The 24,661-nt window shown below is 59.1% G+C and carries 17 protein-coding genes; 8 read left to right on the top strand and 9 right to left on the bottom strand.

Annotation, left to right across the window (positions count from 1 at the left end):
- The first annotated feature begins 52 nt into the window (after positions 1–52).
- The 3 genes from KGA82_RS17150 to KGA82_RS17140 all read left to right on the top strand — a co-directional run bounded on the left by KGA82_RS17150 (position 53) and on the right by KGA82_RS17140 (position 4,456).
- Complete coding sequence (locus tag KGA82_RS17150; RefSeq protein WP_008041516.1) at positions 53–1,357, top strand: CitMHS family transporter; 1,305 nt, start codon at positions 53–55, stop codon at positions 1,355–1,357.
- A gap of 91 nt (positions 1,358–1,448) precedes the next feature.
- Positions 1,449–2,702 (top strand): OprD family porin, encoded by a 1,254-nt coding sequence (locus KGA82_RS17145; RefSeq protein ID WP_192227182.1) that lies wholly within the window; start codon positions 1,449–1,451, stop codon positions 2,700–2,702.
- A gap of 80 nt (positions 2,703–2,782) precedes the next feature.
- Complete coding sequence (locus KGA82_RS17140) at positions 2,783–4,456, top strand: methyl-accepting chemotaxis protein (RefSeq protein WP_192227183.1); 1,674 nt, start codon at positions 2,783–2,785, stop codon at positions 4,454–4,456.
- A 41-nt stretch (positions 4,457–4,497) separates the two neighbouring features.
- Here KGA82_RS17140 and KGA82_RS17135 read toward each other — a convergent pair whose 3' ends face one another.
- Positions 4,498–5,364: a patatin-like phospholipase family protein gene (locus KGA82_RS17135; RefSeq protein ID WP_223451451.1), complete on the bottom strand. Its 867-nt coding sequence runs from the start codon at positions 5,362–5,364 to the stop codon at positions 4,498–4,500.
- 428 nt (positions 5,365–5,792) lie between these two features.
- Between KGA82_RS17135 and gabP the strand changes: the two genes are divergently transcribed.
- From gabP to KGA82_RS17120, 3 genes are all read left to right on the top strand, one after another.
- A complete protein-coding gene (gene gabP, locus KGA82_RS17130) occupies positions 5,793–7,199 on the top strand; it encodes a GABA permease (RefSeq protein WP_192227185.1) in 1,407 nt (468 codons plus the stop codon).
- A gap of 109 nt (positions 7,200–7,308) precedes the next feature.
- Positions 7,309–8,394, top strand: coding sequence for a GlxA family transcriptional regulator (locus KGA82_RS17125; protein ID WP_223451449.1), 1,086 nt, complete (start codon positions 7,309–7,311; stop codon positions 8,392–8,394).
- Positions 8,395–8,488: 94 nt separating this feature from the next.
- Complete coding sequence (locus tag KGA82_RS17120) at positions 8,489–8,776, top strand: hypothetical protein (protein ID WP_192227187.1); 288 nt, start codon at positions 8,489–8,491, stop codon at positions 8,774–8,776.
- A 72-nt stretch (positions 8,777–8,848) separates the two neighbouring features.
- Here the strand turns inward: KGA82_RS17120 and KGA82_RS17115 are convergent, their stop codons facing one another.
- The 7 genes from KGA82_RS17115 to KGA82_RS17085 form a co-directional block, all read right to left on the bottom strand.
- Positions 8,849–10,111 carry a serine hydrolase domain-containing protein gene (locus KGA82_RS17115; RefSeq protein WP_223451447.1) on the bottom strand — a complete coding sequence of 421 codons (1,263 nt, stop codon included), beginning with the start codon at positions 10,109–10,111 and terminating at the stop codon, positions 8,849–8,851.
- A gap of 218 nt (positions 10,112–10,329) precedes the next feature.
- On the bottom strand, positions 10,330–10,785 hold the full coding sequence (locus KGA82_RS17110) for a RidA family protein (protein ID WP_223451445.1): 456 nt from the start codon (positions 10,783–10,785) through the stop codon (positions 10,330–10,332).
- The gene (locus tag KGA82_RS17105) at positions 10,782–11,666 is read right to left on the bottom strand and encodes a PhzF family phenazine biosynthesis protein (RefSeq protein WP_008041532.1); all 885 of its coding nucleotides are present in this window, start codon (positions 11,664–11,666) and stop codon (positions 10,782–10,784) included. The genes KGA82_RS17110 and KGA82_RS17105 overlap by 4 nt, the downstream gene beginning before the upstream one ends.
- Complete coding sequence (locus KGA82_RS17100; protein ID WP_008041533.1) at positions 11,663–12,709, bottom strand: ABC transporter substrate-binding protein; 1,047 nt, start codon at positions 12,707–12,709, stop codon at positions 11,663–11,665. The genes KGA82_RS17105 and KGA82_RS17100 overlap by 4 nt, the downstream gene beginning before the upstream one ends.
- A gap of 34 nt (positions 12,710–12,743) precedes the next feature.
- Positions 12,744–13,508, bottom strand: coding sequence for an ABC transporter permease (locus tag KGA82_RS17095; protein ID WP_223451443.1), 765 nt, complete (start codon positions 13,506–13,508; stop codon positions 12,744–12,746).
- Positions 13,505–14,323 carry an ABC transporter ATP-binding protein gene (locus KGA82_RS17090; RefSeq protein WP_223451441.1) on the bottom strand — a complete coding sequence of 273 codons (819 nt, stop codon included), beginning with the start codon at positions 14,321–14,323 and terminating at the stop codon, positions 13,505–13,507. Before KGA82_RS17090 ends, KGA82_RS17095 begins: the two co-directional genes overlap by 4 nt.
- A 114-nt stretch (positions 14,324–14,437) precedes the next feature.
- The gene (locus tag KGA82_RS17085; RefSeq protein WP_008041536.1) at positions 14,438–15,250 is read right to left on the bottom strand and encodes a helix-turn-helix domain-containing protein; all 813 of its coding nucleotides are present in this window, start codon (positions 15,248–15,250) and stop codon (positions 14,438–14,440) included.
- A gap of 370 nt (positions 15,251–15,620) precedes the next feature.
- Between KGA82_RS17085 and KGA82_RS17080 the strand changes: the two genes are divergently transcribed.
- Together KGA82_RS17080 and KGA82_RS17075 are read left to right on the top strand one after the other, a co-directional pair.
- Positions 15,621–17,342, top strand: a complete 1,722-nt coding sequence (locus KGA82_RS17080; RefSeq protein ID WP_223451440.1) for a type I secretion system permease/ATPase — start codon at positions 15,621–15,623, stop codon at positions 17,340–17,342.
- Positions 17,335–18,705 carry an HlyD family type I secretion periplasmic adaptor subunit gene (locus KGA82_RS17075; protein WP_223451438.1) on the top strand — a complete coding sequence of 457 codons (1,371 nt, stop codon included), beginning with the start codon at positions 17,335–17,337 and terminating at the stop codon, positions 18,703–18,705. Before KGA82_RS17080 ends, KGA82_RS17075 begins: the two co-directional genes overlap by 8 nt.
- A 211-nt stretch (positions 18,706–18,916) precedes the next feature.
- On the opposite strand, the gene KGA82_RS17070 is transcribed toward KGA82_RS17075, so the two are convergent.
- Positions 18,917–24,532, bottom strand: a complete 5,616-nt coding sequence (locus KGA82_RS17070; RefSeq protein ID WP_223451436.1) for a putative Ig domain-containing protein — start codon at positions 24,530–24,532, stop codon at positions 18,917–18,919.
- Between the last annotated feature and the right edge of the window lie 129 nt (positions 24,533–24,661).

The raw sequence follows: 24,661 nt of genomic DNA, 5'->3' as shown, positions 1-24,661 counted from the left end.
TCGCGCGCCTGTGCGTCGGCCACGCTACTCATAAGAACAAGAGAACTGACCTATGCTCGCATTGCTTGGATTGGCCATGGTGGTGGTCTTCACCGTCCTGATAATGACCAAACGGTTATCGCCGATTGTCGCGCTGACGGTGGTGCCGATTGTGTTTGCCGTCATTGGCGGTTTCGGTGGCACTACCGGCAAGATGATGCTCGACGGCTTGAAAATGGTCGCTCCTTCGGCCGCGCTCCTGCTGTTCGCGATCTTGTTTTTCGGCTTGATGATCGACGCCGGTCTGTTTGACCCGCTGATTCGCAAGATCCTCAAACGTGTCAACGGCGACCCGATGAAAATCGCTGTCGGCACAGCGTTGCTGTCGCTGCTGGTGGCCCTGGACGGTGATGGCACCACCACCTACATGATCACCTGTGCGGCAATGCTTCCCCTGTACAAACGTATCGGGATGAACCCGATGATTCTGGCGACCATCGCCATGCTTTCTCTGAGCATCATGAGTGGCATGACGCCTTGGGGAGGGCCGGCGACCCGAGCGATCGCGGCGCTGGGCCTGGATGCCGGTGAATACTTCGTACCGTTGCTGCCGACCATGATTGGCGGCGCCATGTGGGTGGTGTTCACCGCGTTTCTGCTGGGCCGTGCCGAGCGCAAACGGATCGGCAATATCCAGTTGGAAAGCGGCGGGGGAGATTGCTACATCAAGGCGATTCTTGAAGACACTCCGCACAAGCGACCGAAACTGGCCTACGTCAATCTGCTGTTGGTGATCGCGGTGATGGTCGCACTGGTGATGGGGATCATGCATTCCGCGATCCTGTTCCTGATCGGGTTCGTACTGGCGCTGATGATCAACTATCCGCAACTGGATATTCAGAAGGAACGCATCCTCGCCCATTCGGGCAACGCCATGACCGTCGTACTCTTGGTGTTTGCCGCCGGCATCTTTGCCGGGATTTTCTCCGGCACCAAGATGGTCGACTCCCTGGCGCAAACCCTGGTTGACTGGATTCCGCCGTCCTGGGGGCATCTGTTCCCGCTGGTGGTGGCGATTACCAGCATGCCGCTGACATTCGTTCTGTCCAACGATGCTTATTACTTTGGCGTGGTGCCCATTCTGGCGAATGCCGCTGCGGCGTATGGCATTGATCCGGTGGAAATCGCCCGCGCGTCGATTCTCGGGCAGCCAGTACACCTGATGAGTCCGCTGGTCGCCTCAACCCTGTTGCTGGTGGGGATGGTCGATCGCGATATCGGCGACTTCCAGAAAGCCACCGTCAAATGGGCGGTACTCACTTCGCTGGTCATCACCGCGCTAGCCCTGCTGACAGGGGCGATCAGTCTCTTCACCTGATTCACCCAAGCCACCTGTTTTCTCCCAAGGCGCCTCGCCAGCGAGGCGCGCGCTGTTCTGCACCCCAAATAACAACAATGAGTAGTTTTCCATGACCACTTTGCATACCCAACGGGCGCTGTTTTCACTTCTTGGTTTGTTGCCGCTGGCCAGTGCCAGCGCAGAAGGATTTATCGATGACAGTAAGCTCAAACTGCAATTGCGCAACGTCTATTTCAATGAAAACTTCCGCGACGAACATGGCTTGAGTGCCAAGTCGGCAAGGACGGCGAAGAGCGAACGAACCGAATGGGCCCAGGGATTCCTGTTGGATTACCAGTCGGGATTTACCCCCGGCACCCTCGGGTTTGGTGTTGATGCCCTTGGCCTGGTCGGGGTCAAGCTCGACTCCGGCCGTGGCCGCAGCGGTACGGGTTTGCTGCCCGTCCATGATGACGGTCGTGCGGCAGACGAGTTTGCAAGCCTGGGTTTGACTGCCAAGGCCCAACTGGCCAAGACCACAGTCAAGTACGGCACCTTGTTACCCAAGACTCCGGTGCTGATCTATAACGACGCGCGTCTGTTGCCACAAACGTACCAAGGCACGCAGATCAGTAGCGTCGACATCGAAAACCTCACCCTCACCGGGGGCTACCTGGATCGATTCAAACTGCGCGATTCCACCGACAGCATGCCGATTGTGCCCGACGGTTACGGCGGAGATAAATCAGGGGATTTCAGCTATGCAGGGGCCGAATACAAGCTGGGGAAGAGCGTTCGTTTGAGTTACTTCTACGGTGAGCTGGAAAACTTTTACCGTCAGAATTTTGCAGGTATCCAGCACGATCTACCCTTGGGCGGCGGCGTGCTGACCAGTGACTTGCGCTACTTCAACAGTGTCGATACCGGCTCGGCCTACGGTGGCAAGATCGACAACAACATGCTGAGCGGGCAACTGTCCTACGCCATTTCCGGCCATACATTCGGCGGCGGCTATCAGACCCTCAGTGGTGACGCTGGATTGCCCTTTATCAGTGGCGCAACGGTGTACTCGTTCAGCAACGCCGGGATAGGCAAGTTCATCGAGGAAGATGAAAAAACCTGGATGCTTAATTACGGCTATAACTTTGCCGCCCTCGGCGTGCCGGGCCTGACGTTCTCTACTCGCTATCTGAGCGGCAACGACGGCAAGTCCAACACCACGGTAAAAGAGTGGGAACGTGACGCCGAACTGGCTTATGTCGTGCAACAAGGCACCTTCAAGGGCTTGGGTGTGCGGTTGCGCAACTATGTTTATCGCTCTGATTATTCCCGTGGCCGAGACAGCAACCGGATCTACTTTACCTACGACATCGCGCTCTGGTGATTCCCTGATCGCGGCCTCGCGATATTCGCAGGCCGCCTTTTCAGCCTCGGCCTCACAGGATTGGGTGAAGGATTTCAACGATGTCGTTTAAAACCAAAATACTGTTGCTGACGTTGTTTCCCGTGATGCTGTTTGCCCTGGTTTCAGGGTTGAGCACCCGCGGCACTTTGCAGTCCCAGGCCGAACAAGAAGTCGCTCAGACCCGCGAGCGACTGCTTGAAGAGAGCCGCACTCGGCTCAAGGATTACGCGAGCATCGCTCGCACTTCCATAGCCGAACTTTATGATCGGGCTGCTGCCGGGGATCCGTCCAGCCGAGCCTTGGCGATCAGCCGCTTGTCGAAAATGAAGTATGGCGATGACGGCTATTTCATCGGTTATGACAGCCAGGTTGTACGCCTGTTTCGCGGTGACAGCAGCGAAGGCGTCGGCACCAACATGAGTGATCGCAAAGACATCAACGGGAAATACTTGAACCGCGAAATGGTCGCTGCGGCAAAAAATGAGACTCACTTCGTCACCTATTCAGGAGGGCTGGTCAACACCGATAAGGTGGTGGCGAAGCTCGCGTACAGTTTTTATTTGCCCAAGTGGGACATGGTCGTGGTCACGGCGATCAATCTGGACAGTATCGACGTTCAGGTCGCCAAGGTGCGGGCTGATGTTGATGCGCGGGTGCACAGCTTGATGTTCAGCATCGCCATCATTGCTTGTGTGCTGGTTGGCATTATCGGTGTGTTGGCTTTACTGCTGGTCAAGCGCAGCTTACGTCCCTTGACCCTGATCCGGGCCCACCTTGATGAAATCGCTGCGGGCGAGGGCGATCTGACGCGGCGTCTGCCGGTGGTCAGTCGAGATGAGCTGGGGCAACTTGCCGGTTCGTTCAATGCGTTTATCGATCAGATTCACAGCCTCGTCAGCCAGATCGTCGCCATGAGCGAGCAGTTGAATGGATCTGTGAGCCATGTGGCCGAGCAGAGCAGGCATATTGACCGTGCCATGGATAAGCAGCGCCAGGAAACCGACCAGGTGGCCGCGGCGATAAATGAGATGTCATCGGCGGCACAAGAAGTATCGGCCAGCGCACAAAACGCTGCCGACGCAGCCGTCGAAACTGACAGGCAGTCCCGACATGCGAGGCAAATAGTCAATGGCAGCATGACTCGAATTCAGGCACTCACCGTGGAGCTTGATGAGAGTGGTATCTCCATGAAGAGCCTTCAAAGCGATGTGACTTCTATCGTCACCGTGCTGGATGTGATCCGCTCGATTGCCGAGCAGACCAATCTCCTGGCACTCAATGCGGCTATCGAAGCCGCTCGTGCCGGTGCTGCCGGGCGAGGGTTTGCGGTGGTTGCCGATGAAGTACGCGCGTTGGCCAGTCGTACTCAGCGCAGCACCCAGGAAATCCAGGCGATGGTTGAGCGACTCAAGGGCACGACTGATGGCGTGGTCAGTGCGATGCATCAATCCACCAAAGCGGCTCAAGGCGCTAACGCTCAGGCCGATCAGGCGGGTGAGTTCCTGGGCAACACTGTCGAACTGATCGCGACCATCAACGCGATGAACGCACAAATCGCGAGCGCTGCGGAGGAACAGACTTCGGTGGCTGAAGAAATCAACCGCGGGGTGCATCAGATCGCGCGGGCCATTGATTCCGTTGCCAACCAGACCAAGAGCGGGGTCAAGACCGTCGATGAGCTGTATATGATCGGTAATCGTCTGCAAAGCTTGCTCGGACAGTTCAAAATTTGATGCCGAGGGAGCAGGGTGGTTCTACAGGTCATTCACATCACTCAATGCTCATGGGCATGCGAATGGAGGGTCAGGGCACCCGGTACCTTGGTGCGCTCGAGCCCCCCACGTTCCAGCCACCGAAGGGTCTGCACATAGGCACGCTGCAGCAAAGACTCGGTCTGGTCAAAGTTGAACACCGAGACATCCACAGGGCACAAGGGCGGGACGATGTGCAAGCTGGTGACAGCGCGGAAGTGTTCGATGTCGCTCACCAGTTGACGCATGCTCATCAGGTTGACGGTGTGCAGGGCCAAGGCGACGAGGCCCCGGGGCGGTTGTGTCAGGGCGCAACTCACGCCGGTGGGGATGACCACGACGTTGGTGGCTCCCAAGGCTACGGCCGTCGAAATAGGTGTATTGCTTGCCACGCCGCCATCAACCAGGAACTGATCGGCGATTTGCACGCAGGGAAACACCAGCGGGATGGCCGCGCTGGCCAGCAACGCCTGCTCAAGGTTGCCACTGGACAGAACCGTCTCGGCACCACTGAGCAGGTCGGTGGTGACAATGTGCAGAGGCAGCGTCGCTTCTTCGATGTGATGAATGGGAAGTGCCTGTCCCAGCAATCGGTGTAACGCCGCCGGCTGCAATAAAAAGCCACGCCGTTTGATCAGTCCTTTGCAGGTGTCGATCCAGGAGAGGGGAAAGATGTCAGTTTTACTCAGCCCACGCCAAAATCCGGCGAGCGCCTCGACACCCTCGGAATCGGGCCTTGCGGCAAAGTAGGCACCGTTGATAGCGCCTACCGAAGCGCCGACGACCATGTCGAATCGAACATCGGCCTCGACCAAGGCCCGCAACATTCCCACCTGCACCGCACCCAAACTGCCGCCGCCAGCGAATACGATTGCGGTTTTGGTGACCATGGTCGAAGTCTCTGTGCGGAGATGTATCGAATGAGTGTAGCTGACGGGGTGGCGCTGAATTCCGTGAAGGCAGACTACGGAGTCATCCTCTCCAACCGATGCGCCTGCACCGGTTGGATGGAACGTGCCTATAAAAGAGGGATCAGCTGTTGGCTACCTTCGTCGAGGTAGTAAACCGGTAATGGATTGTCACGCTGGCGCATGTCGATATCAGACTCACAGGTGGCGCGCTCGGGTTACTTGCGTTGAAGACTGGACGCGTAAGGTGACGCGTCATTTAATGGCTGTGCAGTCACGATGACTGATGGGAAATGCTCAGAAGCGTTGAGGTTCGCCGCTTTCGATAAGGGGCAACAGGAAGAAATGATGATCGCCTGACCCTCAGTCAGCACGCTCTAACGTCGATCACCAGAGAACAAAAAAAAACAATGAATAGCCTGAACTCTAAAGATTCGAACGGTCAGTTGGCACAGGGTTTCAAGCCGCGCCACGTCACTATGCTTTCCATCGCGGGGATTATCGGAGCAGGTTTGTTTGTCGGGTCGGGACATGCCATCGCTGCCGCCGGTCCGGCGGTATTGCTGGCGTATCTGTTCTCCGGCCTTTTAGTCGTTCTGGTCATGCGCATGCTGGGCGAAATGGCGGTTGCCAACCCGGACACCGGATCCTTTTCCACCTATGCAGACCAGGCAATCGGGCGTTGGGCGGGCTTCACCATCGGCTGGCTGTATTGGTGGTTCTGGGTGCTGGTGATCCCCATCGAGGCGCTCGCGGCCGGGCATGTATTGAACCAATGGTTCCCACAGATCGATACCTGGTTGTTTGCCTTGCTGTCGATCATCCTGCTGGTCGTGACCAATCTCTTCAGCGTGTCCAAATACGGCGAGTTCGAATTCTGGTTTGCGATGGCCAAGGTCGTGGCGATCATCGGGTTTATCGGCCTTGGTTTTGCGGTGCTGATGGGGTGGATTCCCGAGCGGGAAGCCAGCGGGTTGAGTCGACTCATGGACGAATATGGCGGGTTTGCGCCCAACGGTTTGTCAGCGGTCGTCGGCGCATTCATCACCATCATGTTCAGCTTCATCGGTACGGAAGCGGTGACCATTGCGGCCGCCGAATCCAGCAACCCTGCGCAGAACATCGCCAAAGCCACACGCTCGGTGATCTGGCGGATCGGGGTGTTCTACTTGCTGTCCATTTTCGTGGTCATTTCCGTGGTGCCCTGGAATGATCCGTTGTTGGCGTCTGTCGGCTCTTACCAGCGGGCACTGGAGCTGATGAACATTCCCCATGCCAAGTTGCTGGTGGATGTGGTGGTGTTGATTGCCGTGGCCAGCTGCATGAACTCGTCGATCTATATTTCCTCGCGCATGTTGTTTTCGCTGGGCAAGCGCGGTGATGCACCGAAACCATTGAAGGTGACGTCGTCGGCGGGTGTGCCGAGGGCAGCGGTGATCGCCAGCACCGTGCTGGGTGCCGGAGTGACCTTGTTCAGCTACTTCATGCCCGCCGGTTTATTCCAGTTTCTGCTCGCCAGCTCTGGCGCCATTGCGTTGCTGGTGTACCTGGTTATCGCCGTGTCGCAATTGCGCATGCGCAGGATTCTGCGTCGGCAGAACGTCACGCTGACCTTCAAGATGTGGTTGTTTCCCTGGCTCACCTGGTTCGTCATCGCCTTCATCAGCGCAGCGTTGGCGGTGATGATGGTGACGCCCGAACACCGTATGGAGGTTTCTTCGACCATCGTCCTGGCGCTGGTGATTTCCTTTATCGGCCTTGTGACCACGCGTCACCACGGGCAGCCGCAGAGGGTGGCGGCGGCGGAAAGTGCATAGCCGCTTCAGCGTAAACCTGCTTGCGACCTTATAAGTACGCGAGCAGTGGTGGGGCGGTAAAACCGCCCGCGCCACGGGCCATTACCGCTCACTGGGAGAATAATCTTCGATGGCATATGACACCCCCAGGGCCGTTTCTCCCCAAACCATTGGTTTTTTGCTGCTGGACCAATTCACTTTGATTTCTCTGGCCGCTGCTGTAGAGCCGCTACGAATGGCCAACCAGCTGACCGGTCAGGAGCTGTATCGCTGGCACACTTTCAGTTTGGGAGGCGAGCAGGTGTGGGCAAGCGACGGCATGCCGATCACTCCGGATGCGTCGATCAATAATGCACCGATGCTTGATACCGTGATTGTCTGCGGAGGCATCGGCATTCAAAGCGCCGTGACCCGGGAGCACGTTTCCTGGTTGCGAGCCCAGGCGCGACGCTCGAAGCGGATCGGGGGCGTGTGCACAGGCAGTTGGGCCTTGGCCCAGGCAGGCTTGCTCGATGGGTTCGATTGCAGCGTGCACTGGGAATTTCTGGCCGCCATGCAGGAAGCTTTTCCGCGAGTGAACCTCAGCTCCAGTTTATTCACTCTCGACCGGGACCGCTTCACCAGCTCCGGTGGAACCGCGCCAATGGACATGATGCTGCACCTGATCAGTCGCGATCATGGTCATGAACTGTCAGCGGCCATTTCCGAGATGTTCGTCTACGAGCGAATCCGCACCGAGCAGGATCACCAACGAGTGCCCCTCAAGCACATGCTCGGCACCCATCAACCGAAGTTGCAGGAAATCGTCGCCTTGATGGAGGCCAATCTGGAAGAGCCGATCGAGCTCGACGAACTGGCGAGTTATGTTGGCTTGTCCCGTCGACAGCTCGAGCGGTTGTTTCAGAAATATCTACATTCCTCGCCGTCGCGGTATTACCTCAAATTGCGCCTGATACGCGCACGTCAGTTGCTCAAGCAAACGCCGATCTCCATCGTAGAGTTGTCGGTGGTGTGCGGCTTTGTGTCCACCCCCCATTTCTCAAAGTGCTATCGCGAGTGTTTCGGCATTCCACCCAGCGATGAGCGCCTGGTGGCGCAACCGCAAGTGGCAGCAAGTCCGACTCTGCAAGTACTTCCGCCGACAAGGCCGATGAATTTGCTGGATCAGGCGCGTGATGAGTCAACGTTCGCAAGTATCAAGATTATGAAACCCTGAACAAGCGGGCTGGCGTCATTCCAGACACCCGCAAATTAAATACCTCCCATTTCCTTAAGCACAGTGGGGCGGGCTGTGGAGCATCGTACTTTGTATGGTGCTGTACACGGGCGTCACCGAGTTGCTCGGAGCCAATTGCACGGCAAGCCTGATGAGCATGTTCCCGAGGCAGGCGGGGGCGAGTGTCGCCCTGGGTACTTCGGTGCAATTCGCCACCGGGGCGCTGGCCAGTCTGTGGGTCAGTCACCTGGCTGATGGCACTTCATGGCCCATGTGCCTGGTGGTGGGGAGCTGCGGGGTTGGCTGCCTGATTGCGTATGGCATCTCGATCCACGCGCCTGTCAATCAGGACGCCCATGCCGACACGCTAGAACAACATTAGAGAACAAATTCTGGCTGCCTTCTTCATGTATAGGCGTTTTTCCAACGCCTATACATGAACCCGAGAAACCGGTTACTGAAGGGTGTTGCTGATGGCGTCAAAGGCGACCATGTCGTCGATAACCTCACCACCGGTGGGTTTGGTCTGTGCTTGCCACACTACAATCACCACATTTTTGGTCGGGTTGATGTAGAGGTACTGACCAAAAGTGCCTGCAGCAGTAAAGGCTTTATCGGCCTTGGATGCATCGGTCCAGCCTGGCCACCACATGTTGGCAAAGTCACCGTAGGCCGCATCTGTGCCAGTGGTCGCGCTGGCGAAGCTCATCCAGTCTTCAGGTAGCACTTGCTGTGCACCGGCCTTGCCGCCGCTGAGGAAAAACTGACCAAAACGCCCGTAATCTTCAAGGGTTGCACTGATGCCGCTGCCGCCCACTTCATTGCCATTGGGGCCGTCGAGCCACCATTTGGCATCGGTTTGCATGCCATAGGGAACCCAGATCTTTTCGCTCAGGTATTGCGTCAGTGGCTTGCCCACGGCGGCGCTGACCAGTTGTCCCAAGACTTGCGTTTCACCAGTGCTGTAGTTGGTGCGAGTGCCAGGAGGTGCAGCGGTGGGCAGGCTTGCCATGAACTTGAGGAGCGATCCAGGCACTTGTTCGATTCGCAGCTTGATCAACTGTCGTTCGTCTGATGTTGGATCAGTGTATTTCTCGTTCCATTTGATTCCGGAGCGCATGGAGAGAATTTGACGTACGGTGACCTGGTCGTATCCGCTACCGGTCAGCGCGGGTAAATAGTGGGTGACTTTGTCATCAAGGCTTTTGATCGCACCGTCCTGCAATGCAGCGCCCACGAGGGTAGAGGTGATAGATTTCGCCACCGACATCGACATCCAGCGGGTGTCGGCGGTATTACCTTTTTCGTATCGCTCAGTCACGATTTTACCGTCCTTGAGCACCAACAGGCCTGTTACCCGATTCAGCGCAACGTAGTCATCGAGACTGTAGCGCTTGCCTTTATAGTCAAAGGCAACCGGGCCGAGTGGCGTGCCGCTGCGCGGTAACGGGAAAGGGTGGCTGCCCGCTTTGATGGCCCGCACAGGAAACAAACGATCAGTATTGCGAAAGGTAGTGACGGCCAGGTCCTCGCTGAGATTGCCGTCATAAATGGCCTGCACTTCGCCAATCGGCTCCAGCGCAGGTTGTTGGTAGGACTTCGTGGGACCAGGAGTGGCCGCCCAGGCGGTCAACGATAGCGCGAGTGTCGAAACACACACCACCACTTGGAGATGGCTGCGCTTAACGAGCGATGGATGGCGAGGGAGCATTGGCATAAACACCTTCCTATTGTTTCTTGTTGTTTTGTCAGGGGGCAGTTTGCAAGGTGGAAATTTTTTGGGCGCGTGGGATCGGGCCTGATCACGCGCGGAATCGGGCCATGGATAAGAGGCAAGCGTCGACATTGGCTCCCAGGCCGCAGTCGCGCTGAGGAATGTGCCACCTCAACGCGAGAGCTTTCATGGTTGATTGATTGGGCTGGTGAGAAAGCGCTCTAACGCACTGCCGCCACCAGTTCCAACTCCAGCAATCCGCTGCCTGGAAGCCCGGCGACGCCCAGCGCAGAGCGCGCGTGTTGCCCGCGCTCGCCAAACAACTCGATCAGCAAACGCGAAGCTTCGTCGAGAATTTTTGAGTATTCCTGGTAACCGTCCTCGGCATAGACAAATCCGCGTACGAACAGAATCCGCTCGACGCATTCCAGATCACCGATCGCTTGCTCAAGCGCACTCAAAGCCCGCAACACACAGGTGCGAGCAGCCAGGATCAAGGTTTCTGCAGGCATGTCTGCCCGGGCCGGACCTTTGATTACACTGTCGGCCAGGCGACACACCTGCCCGCTGACATAGGCCACACCGCTGTGGATCACCACCGGCACGTAGTCACCCTTGGGGGCAGGGGCATCGGGCAATTGCAGGCCCAACAGCTTCAGTCTCTCTCGAATGCTCATGGGTTCACCTGCGCAAAACTCACCGGCCCGCCGAGCCACAATCCCTGGATCTGCTCCTGAGCATCCCGGCGAAAGCGCAACGATATCTCCGAAGGGCGGCCCATAGCCCGGCCCTGACGAACACGCACCGGGCGCTCATCAGCACTCACCAGGCCGTTTTCCAGCAACCCGAAGGCCAAGGCAGCGGCCGCAATACCGGTGGCCGCATCTTCGGGATAGCCGGAGGATTTTGGAAACTGTCGTGCGTCGAATTGGCGAGTGGCGAGGTCCAGTGCTGCGTAGGGGTACAAACCGGTTGAGCCGATGCGCTCGCACAATTGCTCAACCCGTCGGAAGTCGGGTTTCAGTCCATCCAGCACCGCCACGCTCTTGAGCGGGATCAGGGTTTTCACCCGGCTGGTGGCCGCGTTCTGGATGGGTAGCGGAGCCAACTCATTGGAGCTGATGCCCAGCACCGAGAGGATTTCCGCTTCGATGTCCGGGGACGAGAGCGTTTCGACCTGACCTATGGGCTGGGTGATTTCGATCTGTACGCCACCATCCCCATCGCGCATGACCCGCGCGTCCACGCGTCCACTCAAGGTCCAGATCGACAGTTGATCCTTAGGCAACATCCCCAGTCGGTCCAGCAGCCAGACGGCGCCGACCGAGGCATGTCCACACATCTCCATTTCGTGGTTCGGCACCCAGAAACGGAAGCTGAAGTCATAGTCGGTTCCAGCCGGTGGCGAACAGACGAAGCCGCATTCATGCCCGTAAGCCTGGGCCACAGCCTGCATGTCTGCAGCGCTCATGCCGTCGGCGCGAGCGACGGTTGGTGCCGGGTTGCCGCCGTTTTCCGCAGCAGGGAATACATTGATCAGATGAACTTGCGGGGTCATTTCTGCGCTCCTTGAGCGTCCGATAAAACGGGTGCAACTGCATCGACGATGGCATTGGTAAATACTGTGTGCGGATCAAGGCTGACCGGTTCCGCTTCAACAGCGTTCATGAAACTGATGTTCTTCTGGACGCCCGACAACTCGACCCTTGGCGTGGCCGGGTAAGAGGGCAGTGACGCTGTCCATGCCGAATCGAAAATCGGCGCGGCGGTGTGAGCGAAGTACGGCCGCACGGCTTCCCGAGCCTTGTCCGGATCGGTGGCGATCAGTTGCTCGGCGCGCCACAGGGCCTTCACCATTTTTCGTGCGGTGTCAGTGTTACTGGCCAGCCAGTCTTCCCGGGCAATCATCGCTGTAAAGAGGAAACCGTTGAGCGGCGGATATTCACCCTTGGCCAGGTCCATCAGCACAAATCCCCCTTGCTGTTCGGCGGTGGTGATAGTCGGTGGTGACAGCGAAAAACCATTGATGCTGCCCTGGGAAAACGCCGCCAGCATGTTCGGCGCGCCGCCAATCGGCATGATGGTCAGGTCTTTGTCCGGACTCAGGCCTGCGTCCTTGGCCAGATAGCGAACCAGCATATCGGTGGTGCTGCCGGGACCGGTGACACCGATTTTCAATCCTTTCAAGGCTTGTGCCCGGGCAGTCAGCGGTGACGCTGCGGATACGCCCGCATTCTTGGCAGATGCCGCATCGATCACCACCGTGCTGCCGAACTGGGTTTGCACTGAGGCGAATGCCTGGACATTCTGGCCCTTGGTGCGGGCACGAATCGCCACGGCAGGCAGGCCGACATAGGCGTCGGCATCACGTCCGAGCACAGCGGTAAGCGCCGCAGAACCGCCTTTTTGGAAGACGATGACTTCGATGTCGAGCCCTTCTTCGGCGAAATAGCCGAGCTTCTGCGCGACATAGATCGGCACATACAAGAAGCCTTCACTGGGAAACGCCAGTTTGACCTTGGTCAACTCGGCGGCCTGAGTCGCGAACCCACAGAGCAATACGCTGGCGAACGCGGTCGCCGTTACTAGACGTTTGAACATGATGGAACTCCGGATAATCAAATCGTAGGTGTGCTCAAACCGCCACTTCACGTTCGGCGTCGTTGGCTTTCCACGGCATCAAACGGCGTTCGGCCAGCTTGACCGCGGTATTGAGGATCAGCGCCAGGGCAATGATGCCCACCAGCGCGGCGAACACACCGGCGGTGTCAAACTGCGAAGCCGCGTCGGAGAGCAAGTAGCCGAGCCCGCGATTGGCAGCGATGATTTCACCCACCAGTGCGCCGATCAGTGCGTACGGCACCGACAGGCGCAATCCGGTAAACACCCAGGTGAAAGCGGAGGGAATGACCACCATGCTCAACAAATCACGTTCGCGGGCGCCCATCAGGCGCAGGATGGTCAACTGCTCGCGGGACACGTTGCGCACACCGCTGTAGGTATTGAGGAACACCAGGAAGAACACCACTGCTGCGGTCAGTATGACTTTCATTGGCAAGCCGATGCCGAACCAGAGGATAAACAATGGCGCGAGAGCGACCTTCGGCAAGCTGTAGAACGCGGTGAGGAAGGGGTCGAGGATGTCGGCCAGGACTTTGGCCCGTCCTAACAGCAGACCAGCAGCGAGACCGGCGACCGAGCCGAAGAAGAATCCGAGTACGGCTTCCAGCGTGGTAATCCCTGCGTGGTAGAAAAACACGCCGTTGAGCAGGATCTTCCACAAACTGGCCGCCACGGCAGAAGGCCGGCTGATGAAAAACTCGACGCCGAACCAACGGGAAATGCCTTCCCACAGCACCAGCAGAAACATCAGGAACAGCAAGCGATAGACCTGAATCATAGGGCCTCCAGAGAGTGAGCCAGCGAGGAAGGATCGGCGGCACCGGCGATGTCTGGGGCCAGGCGCTGCCAAAGGGCGGCGCAGAGTTCGACGTAGTGCGGATCGGAACGCAGTTGCACCAGATTGCGTGGCTGCGCCAGTGACACCTCAAGGATGTGATCGATGGTGCCGGGACGCCCGGCAAAGACCACGCAGCGATCGGCGAGGGCGATGGCTTCGTCGACATCGTGGGTGACGAACAGCACGGTTTTTTTCAGTTTCTTGCACAGTCGCAACAGTTCGGTTTGCAGCGTGAGGCGCATCTGCGCGTCGAGGGCTCCAAACGGTTCGTCCATCAGCAAGGTCTCAGGATCGCTGGCGAGCAATCGGGCCATCGCAGCACGTTTTCGCATGCCACCGGACAGTTGGTTCGGGTAGCTGGCACCGAAACCGGTCAGCCCGACCAGCGCCAACAGTTCCTCGACTCGCACGTCGATTTCACGCGTGCCCAGGCGCCGGATCTGCAACGGTACGGCGATGTTGCCGGCGACTGTGCGCCACGGCAGCAAGTGGTCAGCCTGGGTCATGTAGCCGACGCGGGTGTTCACGCCTTTGACTTCGGCGCCGTCGTAATGAACCCGACCTTCGGTAGGACCGAACAGCCCCGCGGTCATGTTCAACAATGTCGATTTGCCGCACCCGGACGGGCCGACCAACGTAATGATTTCGCCGCGCTGGATCTCAAGCGATACATTGCGCACGGCCACAAACTGGCGCCCATCGACCTTAAAACTCTTCTGCACATCAGCGAAACTGATAAAGGGTTCTTGCCTCACGGCCCCATCCTCTTGTTGTTTTATCAGGGCTCAGGATGCAGGGCGGAGGAATTCCGGGCGCACGGGATCGGGCCTCATCATGCGCGAGATCGGGCCATGGATAATCGGGATGGTTTACCGGTTGGTGTTACGGCGAAACTCGTCAGGCGAGCAGCCCTGCGCGCGTCGGAAAACCTGGGCCAGGTGGGAAGGGGACTCGTAGCCGACACTGTTGGCAATCTCCAGCACCGACATGCGCGTGTGCTGCAGCAGGTTCTTCACTCGCTCCAGGCGCATGCGCTGAACGCAGGCCAACACGGACTCGCCAGTGTGTTGGGCAAACAAGCGGGTGAGGTGGCGTCGTGAAACATGAAAGGCTTCAGCGATCTCGTCCAGTCCCGGAGACTGTTCAAGGTTGCCATCCAGATAGCGCTGAACATCACGCACCAATGCCGCACCATGACGTTCGGTCGAAGAACGTTGCAGGCTTGGCTGGCTCAGGGAAATCGCCAGGCATTCCAGGAGCAGCAAGTGGTCGGTCTGGGTGATTTGCCGACGCCGATCCACGTAGCGATCCGGTTGGCTGAAGGCCTTTTTCGCCAGCAACAGATGATGAAACGGTGCCGAGGCGTGCCAGATACCCAACGTCGGTACTCGCAACAAACGATTGGCATCACCGGACAGATCACGCAGGGCATAGCTCATGTAATCCGGGTCGACATAGAACGCAACGTGCCCCTGGCTCACTGTCATTGACGATGAGGAATGGCTCCACTGGGGTGGGACCAATACGAACTGTCGGTCAACTATCGACGTCGAACGGCCGCTTTGTTCGTCCTTGAATCGCAACAAACCATGCTCCGGCACCATGATCATGAATTCATCATGCTCATGGGCAGCGGTTTCATAGGCTCCATTGGAGTTGAAGACGCTGTAGATTTCACGCATTGGCCGCACCGGATCGCGTCAGTCAGGTGCAAATACTAATACGCGGCGGAGGGAGAAATCTCAAGATTGGAAAAAACCAGCAATTACTACCCGCCCGTCTCAGAAGGATTTGCGATCCCCTGCAACGAAGAGGTCGCGGTCTTCCATGCTTTCTCACTCGTGGCGCTGTGCAACATACCCGCCCGTCACCCCCAACAACCCGGCCCGCACTAACCCGAGGTTGCGTTGTCAGTATTTCACGCCTAGCGACGAGGATCGTCTCTGATTAGCGGCACGTCAGACTACGTCTATTTTTTTCCAATGCCTGAGGGCAAAAAGCTCGCGATGGATTGCGTCTTGGACCGACTATTCCTTTTGCGGGCGACATTCTATGGGTTTGCTTCTCGATCCACGGCATGACATTGATGCCGCGTTATTAAGCTATCGCCGTGTGTTCTGGTCGTTGGCGCTGTTCAGTGGTGTGATCAACCTGCTGGTGCTGGTGCCGTCGCTTTACATGATGCAGGTGTACGACCGGGTCCTGACCAGTCGCAACGAAACCACCTTATTCATGCTCACCTTGATCGCCCTGGGACTGTTCATGTTCAGTGCCCTGATCGAGTGGGCACGCGGCGAGGTGATGATTCGCATGAGCGCCGGGCTGGACGAGGCCCTGGGCGAGCGGATTTTCGATGCCGCCTTCGCCCGCAGCCTGCGTGAGCACAACGCGAACCCGGCACAGGTGCTCACCGATCTGGCGACGCTACGGCAGTTAATCACCGGCCAGGGCCTGATCGCCTTGCTGGATGCACCGTGGTTGCCCATCTTCGTGCTGGTGGCGTTCATCTTTCATCCTTGGTTCGGCGTGCTGACGCTGGTTCTCGCGCTGGTACTGATCGGCCTGGCGCTGTGGGGCGAGTTAGCGACTCGCACACGCCTGGACGAAGCCAATCGCCTGGGCGTGCAGTCGTCGATCTATGTAAACAGCACGCTACAAAATGCCGAAGTCATCCGGGCTCTGGGCATGCTCGGGCCGTTGCGCCAGCGCTGGAGTCTGCTGCAGCAACGCATCATTGCCGCCCAGTCCCATGCCAGCGACCGCGGCGCGCGTATCACCGCGACGACCCGCTTCGTGCGCATCTCCGGACAGTCGCTGGCCCTGGGCCTGGGGGCGCTGCTGGTACTGGAAGGCCAATTGTCTGCGGGCATGATGATTGCGATGTCGCTGCTGCTGGGGCGTGCCCTGGCCCCCGTGGAAATCGCCATTGGTTCGTGGAAGCAATTCAACTCTGGACGCCAGAGTTACCAGCGCCTGAGCCAACTGCTTGCTCAGCAACCGCGCGAGCGCCTGCGCATGCCGTTGCCACCGCCCACCGGCGCGCTGCGCCTGGATCAGGTGTATGTCGGCCCGCCCGGCGCCTCGCAACCGATCCTGAGGGGCATCAATTTCAGCCTGACCAAAGGTGAAGTGCTCGCCGTCGTTGGCCCCAGCGCCAGTGGCAAATCAACGCTGGCCAAGGCGCTGGTCGGGGTATGGCCGGCCATGGGCGGGTCGGTGCGCCTGGACGACGCCGAGATCAGTCAATGGTCCCACGACGCCCTGGGCCCGCACCTTGGATACCTGCCGCAGGACATCGAGCTGTTCGACGGCAGTGTGGCCGACAACATTGCCCGTTTCGGCGAGCAGGACGCCGACAAGATCATCGCCGCAGGGTGTCACGCCGGCATTCACGAGATGATCCTCAAATTCCCCAAGGGTTACGATACGCCGCTGGGCCCCGGAGGGCTTGGCTTGTCCGGTGGACAAAAGCAACGCCTCGGCCTGGCTCGCGCGCTCTATGGGCACCCTTCGCTGATCGTGCTCGATGAACCCAACTCCAATCTCGATGAAGCCGGAGAGGTGGCGCTGGTGCAGGCCATCAATGCGCTCAAGGCTACTGGCAGCACCGTGGTGCTGATTACCCACCGGCCGAATGTGCTGGCAGTGGTTGATCACATCCTGGTGCTCAAGGACGGTACTCAACATGCATTCGGTCCAAGGGATCGGTTGCTCAAGGCATTGAGACCGGGGCCAAGACCGGCCGCGGTCAGGGAGGCTGGCGGAGATGCGTGATCTGACCCCAGAGGCACAAACGTACAGTGAGCATGGGCTGAGCGCGCGCGGCACCACAGTGCAGCCACGCGCCAGCACCGACGCCGGGGGCGCGGCACGCTATGGTGTGGGTTTCCTGGTCCTGACACTGGGCGGTTTCCTGCTCTGGGCCTGTCTGGCGCCACTCGACCAAGGTGTCGTGGGCAGCGGCACCGTGGTGGTGGCGGGCGAACGCAAGGCTGTGCAGTCGTTGGTCGGTGGGGTGGTAGAAAAGCTGCTGGTCAGCGATGGCGAGCGCGTCACCCAGGGACAGTTGCTGGTCCAGCTCAATACGGTGCAGGCGCAGGCGCAACGGGACGTGACTTTGGGCAAGTTGCTCAATGATCGTAGCGTCGAGGCGCGGTTGATCGCCGAGCGCCTGGGTTCAGCCGAGATCCAATGGCCCGTTGAACTGCTGGAGCGTGCAGACGAGCCGCGGGTCAAGGCCGCCATGGCCTTACAGAGCCAGCTGTTTCTGACCCGCCGTGCAGAACTGGGCAGCCGTTTGCAGATCATCGAACACGAAGCTGCGGCCTTGCAGCAGCAATTGCTCGGCTACGAGGGCGTCAAGCGCAACTACGACGCGCAGATGCACTTCCAGCAGCAGGAGCTGGAAGGCCTGCGCAATCTTGCCCGTGAAGGTTACATTCCGCGTAACAAACTGCTCGAGGCCGAGCGCAATGCAGCCCAATTGGCTGGACAGATTTCCTCCGGAGTGGGCGATGTTGGCAGGACCCGCCAGGCGATCAGCGAAAGCCGGCTCAAGGCCTTGCAGGTGCAGCAGGAATTTCGCCGCGATGCCGAAACGCAGCTCAGCGAAGTCTCTGCCGAGGCGGCCGGTTATGCCGATCAGATTCATGCCTTGCAGTTTGAAGTCGACAACGGCGCGATCCGTGCGCCGGTATCCGGACAGGTCATGGACGTGAGCATTCACACGGTCGGGGGCGTTGCGCAGGCTGGCCAAACCCTGATGCAGGTGGTACCGCTGGATGCGCCGATGGCGATCACCGCGCGTTTCGAGCCGCTGATGGCCAATAAGCTACGCCCGGGTTTGCCGGTGCATGTGCATTTCACTGCCCTGCAACGGGTGGATACGCCGACGGTCACCGGCACTGTGACTACGGTGTCGGCGGACCAGTTGATCAATGAACAGACGCACCAGCCGTACTTTTCCGCCAAGGTTGAAATTCCCGCCGACACCGTCGCCTCGCTGCAGGCCGCTGGTCTGCTGGTGCGCCCCGGCATGCTCGCCGATGTCACGGTGGTGACGGGGGAACGCACCTTGATGAATTACCTGATGAAACCTTTGCGTGAGCGCTTGCTTGCGGCCTTCAAAGAGGAATGAGCGTGAAGCCAGTCCTGCGCTGGCAGCGCGACTGGCCGTGGTGAATTGTGGCGAGGGGATAAATCCCCTCGCCACATTAGTCTGTGTTGGTTTTTGATTTTCAGGCACCGAAAAAACCTGTGGGAGCGAGCCTGCTCGCGATGACGGCGGTACGTTCAGCATGGAAGCTGATTGACCGACCGCTATCGCGAGCAGGCTCCCTCACATCAGGTCAGGCTGTGAAATCGCTGGCCTGCAGCTCCTTGACGCCCACCATCTCGAATTCGAACTCGGGGGTGACGTTGGCGTTGACGCTGCCAGAGAGGATGCCGTCGGCAAAGCGTAGTTGGCCAGTGGCGTTGGTGGGGTCGAAGGCGTTGCTGCCAATGAACATGAATGCGTCGACGGTGGCGGTCAGCGGGTTGGCGTCCAGGCTGGTGAAATCCAGATGATCACCCTCAGAGGTCTTGAAACCGCTAATCACATCGCGTAAAGCCCCGACGCCCATGTCCGACAGCGCTCCAAACGCGTAGGTGTCCGCGCCAGTGCCGCCGGTGAGGTTGTCGGTGCCTGCGCCGCCGATCAGTCGGTCATCGCCCGAACCACCCACCAGGGTGTCGTTACCGGCACCACCGTTCAGGATATTCGCGGCGCTGTTGCCCGACAGACTGTCGGCGTTGGCGCTTCCCGTCACGTTTTCGAGGAATTTCAAGGTGTCGAGCCCCGACCCCGCGGTGTTTTGTTGTGCGGACGTCGATAGGTTTACAGTAACGCCTGCCAGGGCCCGCTCGAAGGACACTGTGTCGTTGCCATCGCGTCCGTCCAGCACATTGTTGCCGGCGCCGGCGAACAGCGTGTTGTCCAGCGCATTGCCTGTCCCATTGGCGGCTCCAGCGCTATCGACATACAGATTCTCGACGTTGCTGCCGAGGGTATATGCCGCCAGGCTGCTGTGCACGTTGTCGACTCCTCCAGGCACCTCATTGCTGTTGGTCTCGATCGCGGTGTCGTCGACATTGTCGACATAGTAGGTGTCGTCACCATCGCCACCGCTCATGCTGTCGGCCCCTGCGGCACCATCGAGCACGTTGTCGGCAGCATTGCCGGTGATGAAGTTACGCCGCTCATTGCCGGTGCCGTCGATTTCCGACACGCCGGTGAGCACCAGATTCTCGAGATTGGCGCCCAGCGTCCAGCTGACCGAGGCCTGCACGGTATCGATCTGCGCGGTCGAGGTGTTGGTTTCCTCCACACTGTCGAACGCGTTATCGACCACGTAGATGTCGTTGCCATCGCCACCGGTCATTGTGTCGGCGCCCAAGTCGCCATCCAGTGTGTCGTTGCCCGAGCTGCCCACCAAGGTATCCGCTTGATCAGTGCCGGCAATCATCCCGCCCTGGTTCTGAGCGTTGTCGAAAATGGCCTGCACGCTGTTGTTGTCGGTGGGATTGCCCTGGAAGCCCAGGTCATTGGCAATGTAATCGGCCAGGCGTTGGCCAACGATTTCCGCTGATTCCTCGTGCAGGTGCCAGACGTCATCGGGATAGACCAGCGGATCGACTTCGTAGCGCAAGGGCAGGTCGGTGTAGTCCACCGCCAGCTTGACGTCGGCGCGCTCGGCGGCGATGGCCTCCTGGGTGGCGCGGACATAGCCAACCCCGTCGACAATGGAGGCGATTTTCTCTTCCGAATAACCACGGGCACGCGCCGCATCCTGCTCGTAGTGACCGGTTTCCATCATGTACACGCTGAAGTTGCCGAACTGGGCATGCAGGTAATCAAACACATTCAGGGTCGCGGCCTTGTAGGCCGATGCTGCTGCGGCTTTATCCGTGGAGCGGCCAATCTCCTGAGCGGCTTCCTCGCCCTGGCCCCAGATGATGCCCATGGTGACGTTATCGATGGATTTGAGTTCGGTGAGCTGGTCCTGCAGCAACGCCACGGCACGCAACAGTGCAGGCCCGGGTTGATTAGTGTCGGTCAGCCACCAGCACAACTTGAGTTCCTCGGCGCCAAAGGTCGACAGGCCATTGACCGTGCTGCCACCCACCGCGATGTCGATGCCATTGCCATCGGCGTCGGTGAACTGGCTGCGCACGTCATAGGGGGTGTAGCGGTCCAGGTCTTTTACCAGCATCGAGGTGCCGGATTGATCGTCGTCCTCCGTCATGCGCAAAAGGCGCGCATTGGATTGGCCGAGAGTGGGCAGGTAGAGGATGTCTTGCTGGGCGCGCTCGCCGAACACGAAATCACTGGCGGTCAGGGTGTCGAGGTAGTTGCCGTTGAGGGCGATTTCAAAGCGATTGCCATCGGCGTCGGCCTCGGCGGATTTGATGTAGGTCTTGTCGCCGGCCGCGTTGAGAGTCATGTACAGCGTGCCATTGCTGCCATCGCCGAGGCCGAGAATACCCAGCGCTGAAACGTCGATCTTGTCGACGCCCGCGGTGAAGTCGTAGACCGTGTCGGTCGCCGTGACACCACCGGCGTCGTAGTCGCGGTAACTGTCGAGTACGTCGGTGTAGCGGAAGGCGTCGGCCCCGTCGCCGCCGTACAGCGAATCGCGTCCGCCGCCGCCGTCGACGATGTCCGCGCCTGTGCCGGCCTTGATGGTGTCGTTGCCACCGAGGCCGAGGATCAGGTCGGCGCCCGCCGTGCCGTTGAGGCTTTCGGCGTTGTTGCTGCCAGTGATGGTGTTGGCGGGCGCATCGGCCACCACCAGGGCGAAGCTGTCGCTGACCGACGCACCAGAAGGATCGGTGGCCTTGACCAGGACGTTGTAATTGCCCGACGCCGTGCTGATCGGCGTGCCGGAGAACGCCAGGCTGGTGGCGTTGAAACTCAGCCAAGCGGGCAGGGCGCTGCCGTCGGCGAGGGTCGCAGTGTAGGTCAGCACATCCTGGTTGGCGTCGGTGAAACTGTCGTGGGTTACGGTGTAGTTGAACGGCGAACTTTCGGTGGCGTTCTGATCGAGAAGGGGGATGGCCACCACCGGCGCAACATTGCTGGGAGTGTTCTGGTCCGCGAAGACAAAATGATTGGCCGTCAGGCTGTTCACCAGGTTGCCCGCCAGCGACACTTCGAAACGGTTGCCATTGGCGTCGGCGGTGAGATCCTTGAGGTAGGTGCGATTGCTCGAAGCGCTGTAGGTCAGTTGCAGCGTGCCGTTCAGGCCATTGCCCAAGGCCGTGTAGCCGAGCGCCGAGACATCGATTTTGTCGGCGGTCACGTCGAAATCGAGGATCTGGTCACTGGCGCTGGTGGAAGCGGTGCGGTAGCTGTCGAGTTTTGAGGTGTAGCGGAATACATCGGCGCCCGCGCCGCCGGTGAGTTTGTCCGCGCCGGCGCCGCCGACCAGGATATCGTTGCCGGCGCCGCCATTAAGGGTGTCGTTACCAGCGCCACCGAACAGTTGTTCGTTGGCAGCGGTGCCCGTCAGCGTGTCGTTGTTCGGTGTGCCATTGATCACAGTGGGGGCGGTGGGTACGTCCTGTACAGCCAGCGTAAAACTGTCGCTGACGGTTGCGTTGCTGCCATCGGATGCAGTGACCTTGATGGAGTAATTGCCCGATGCCGTGTCGTTGGGCGTGCCGGTGAAACTACGGGTAGCGGTGTCGAAGGTCAGCCAACCGGGCAGGGCGCTGCCATCGGCCAGTTGGGCGGTGTAGCTGAGGCTGTCGTTATCCGCATCGGTAAAACTGGTGGCCGGCACGACGTAGCTGAACGGGGTGTTTTCGGTGGCGCTCTGATCCAGCAACGCCGTTGCCACCACCGGCGCGTGGTTGACCGTTGGCGAAGTGGCAAAGACAAAATTGGCGCTGGTCAGCTTGTCGAGATAATTGCCGTCCAGCGCTACCTCGAAACGGTTGCCATTGGCGTCGGCGGTCAGGGTTTTGATGTAAGTCTTGGTACCGGCAGTGTTGAGCACCAGGTACACGGTGTTGTTTTTGCCGTCACCCAGGCCGGTGAAACCCATGGCCGAGAGATCGATCTTATCGGCGGCGATATTGAAGTCAGTGATCAGGTCACCAAGGTTGGCGCCGCCGGTGTTGTAGTTGCGGTAACTGTCCAGGCGGTTGGAGAACACAAAGGTGTCCGACCCGGCGCCACCGGTAAGGGTATCCATGCCGGCGCCGCCGTCAATTTTGTCGTCGCCTGCACCGCCGCTGAGGCTGTCGTTGCCCGCCAGACCGAGCAGGGTGTCGGCCGAATCGCTACCCAACAGCGAATCGCTGCCGCTGGTTCCGGTGACCACCCGATTGAAAATGAAGTTGCTGGCGGTAAGGGTGCTCGCCAGGTTGCCCGACAGAATCAACTCGAAGCGATTGCCGCTGACGTCGGCATCGTAGTCCTTGATGTAGGTGCGGTCGTTGCCGGCGCTGTAGCTGACCTGCAAGGTGCCACCACGGCCATTGCCCAGGTCGGTGAAACCGAGGCCGGCGAGGTCGATCTTGTCCTGGGTGACGTCGAAGTCGGTGATGGTGTCATCGAAGCTTGCGGTTGCGTTGCGGTAACTGTCGGACTGGGCGACGAAACGAAACGTATCGGCACCCGTGCCGCCGGTGAGTTTGTCGATGCCCGCACCGCCCACTAGAGTGTCGCCACCGGCCCCGCCATTGATAGTGTCGTTGCCGGCTGCGCCATAGAAAATTTCGCTGGCCGCGCTGCCCAGCAGAGTGTCGTTGCCAGCCGTGCCCTGCACGGTAGTCATTGGCACCGTGGCGCTGACGTAACTGCCGTCACCATAGACCAGTGTGGCGCCTTTGCTGGTATGGCTGATGGTGTTGCCGATGATGGCGTTGCGATCGGTGCCATCTTCATTGCGCTCTGCAACACCGTAGGTCGACAGGTTGCTGCCGCTGATGATGTTGCCCTGGATTGTGTTGTCGCTGCCGTTGAAGTACTTGCCGGACACGCCCAGCGTGTCGTCGTAGGACTGGATGATGATTTCCGGTACGGGGGCGCCCAAAGAGTTGTTGTTGAGTGTGTTGTCGATGATCTCGACATGGTTACTGCCGTAGATGCGGATCCCGGCGCTGGCGTTGTCGTGAATATCGACACCACTGACGGTTACATCGCTGGACAGCTTGACCAGCACGCCTTCAGCGCCGTTGCCGTACACCTCACCGCCGGTGATGGTGATGTTGCTGGGGGAGGGGATGTCCTCGCTGCCGCGCTGCACCACGATGCCACTTCCGCCATTGTTGTAGGCAACGTTGTTGCTGAGGGTAAAGTCGTGGGTGCTGGTGACGACGTTGAAACCGTGGCGGTCATTGTCGTAGGCGACGTTGTTTTCGAAGGTGCTGTCGCTGAGAAAGTCCGCAACGAAGCCGTCCAGGCCATTGCCGTGGGACACACTGTTCTTGATGACCATGTTGACGGTCTGCTCGTGGGGGTCGAAACCGTACCCGGAGCAATCCTTGATCTCGACGCTGTCGAGGGTGACGTTGGAGTCGTAACCTTCCTGACCGGGAATGTAGCCATTGAACCAGCCGTCGATCTTGCCGGTGGTGTTGTCGCGGTTACCGTCGATAGTGAGGTTGCTGACGCCAAAATCATGGGTTTCTTCGCCATAGGCCGAGCGGATGACCCCCGTGATTTTGGTGTCGGAGCCGTCAGCCACCTTAACGGTCGTATCGCCCATGCCGTCGCCGTACAGATAGACGTTGCTCTTGAGCATCAGGCAGCCGTCGGAGGGTTCCTCACCTCCCGAAACAATATATGTCCCGGTCGGCATATACACCTGCCCACCGCCTGCAGCGGCCGCCGCATCAATCGCACTTTGTATCGCTGCCGTGTCGTCTGTGATGCCATCTCCTTTGGCGCCATAATTTTGCACATTGAAAATCATTAGCTTATCTCCGTATCGGGTAAGAACCTCGCTAGACGCCAATATTCCATCGACGACCACCGTGTTAGGACCCAGCGGAGTGCAAAAGTTGTGACCGCATATCGGGAGAGTGTCAAAAATCAGGTTTTA

Origin of the sequence: Pseudomonas sp. BF-RE-22 (assembly GCF_019956155.1) — a bacterium.
GTDB classification, from domain to species: domain Bacteria; phylum Pseudomonadota; class Gammaproteobacteria; order Pseudomonadales; family Pseudomonadaceae; genus Aquipseudomonas; species Aquipseudomonas migulae.
The sequence above is the reverse complement of the archived record's forward strand: the minus strand, read 5'-3'. Positions and strand labels throughout refer to the sequence as shown.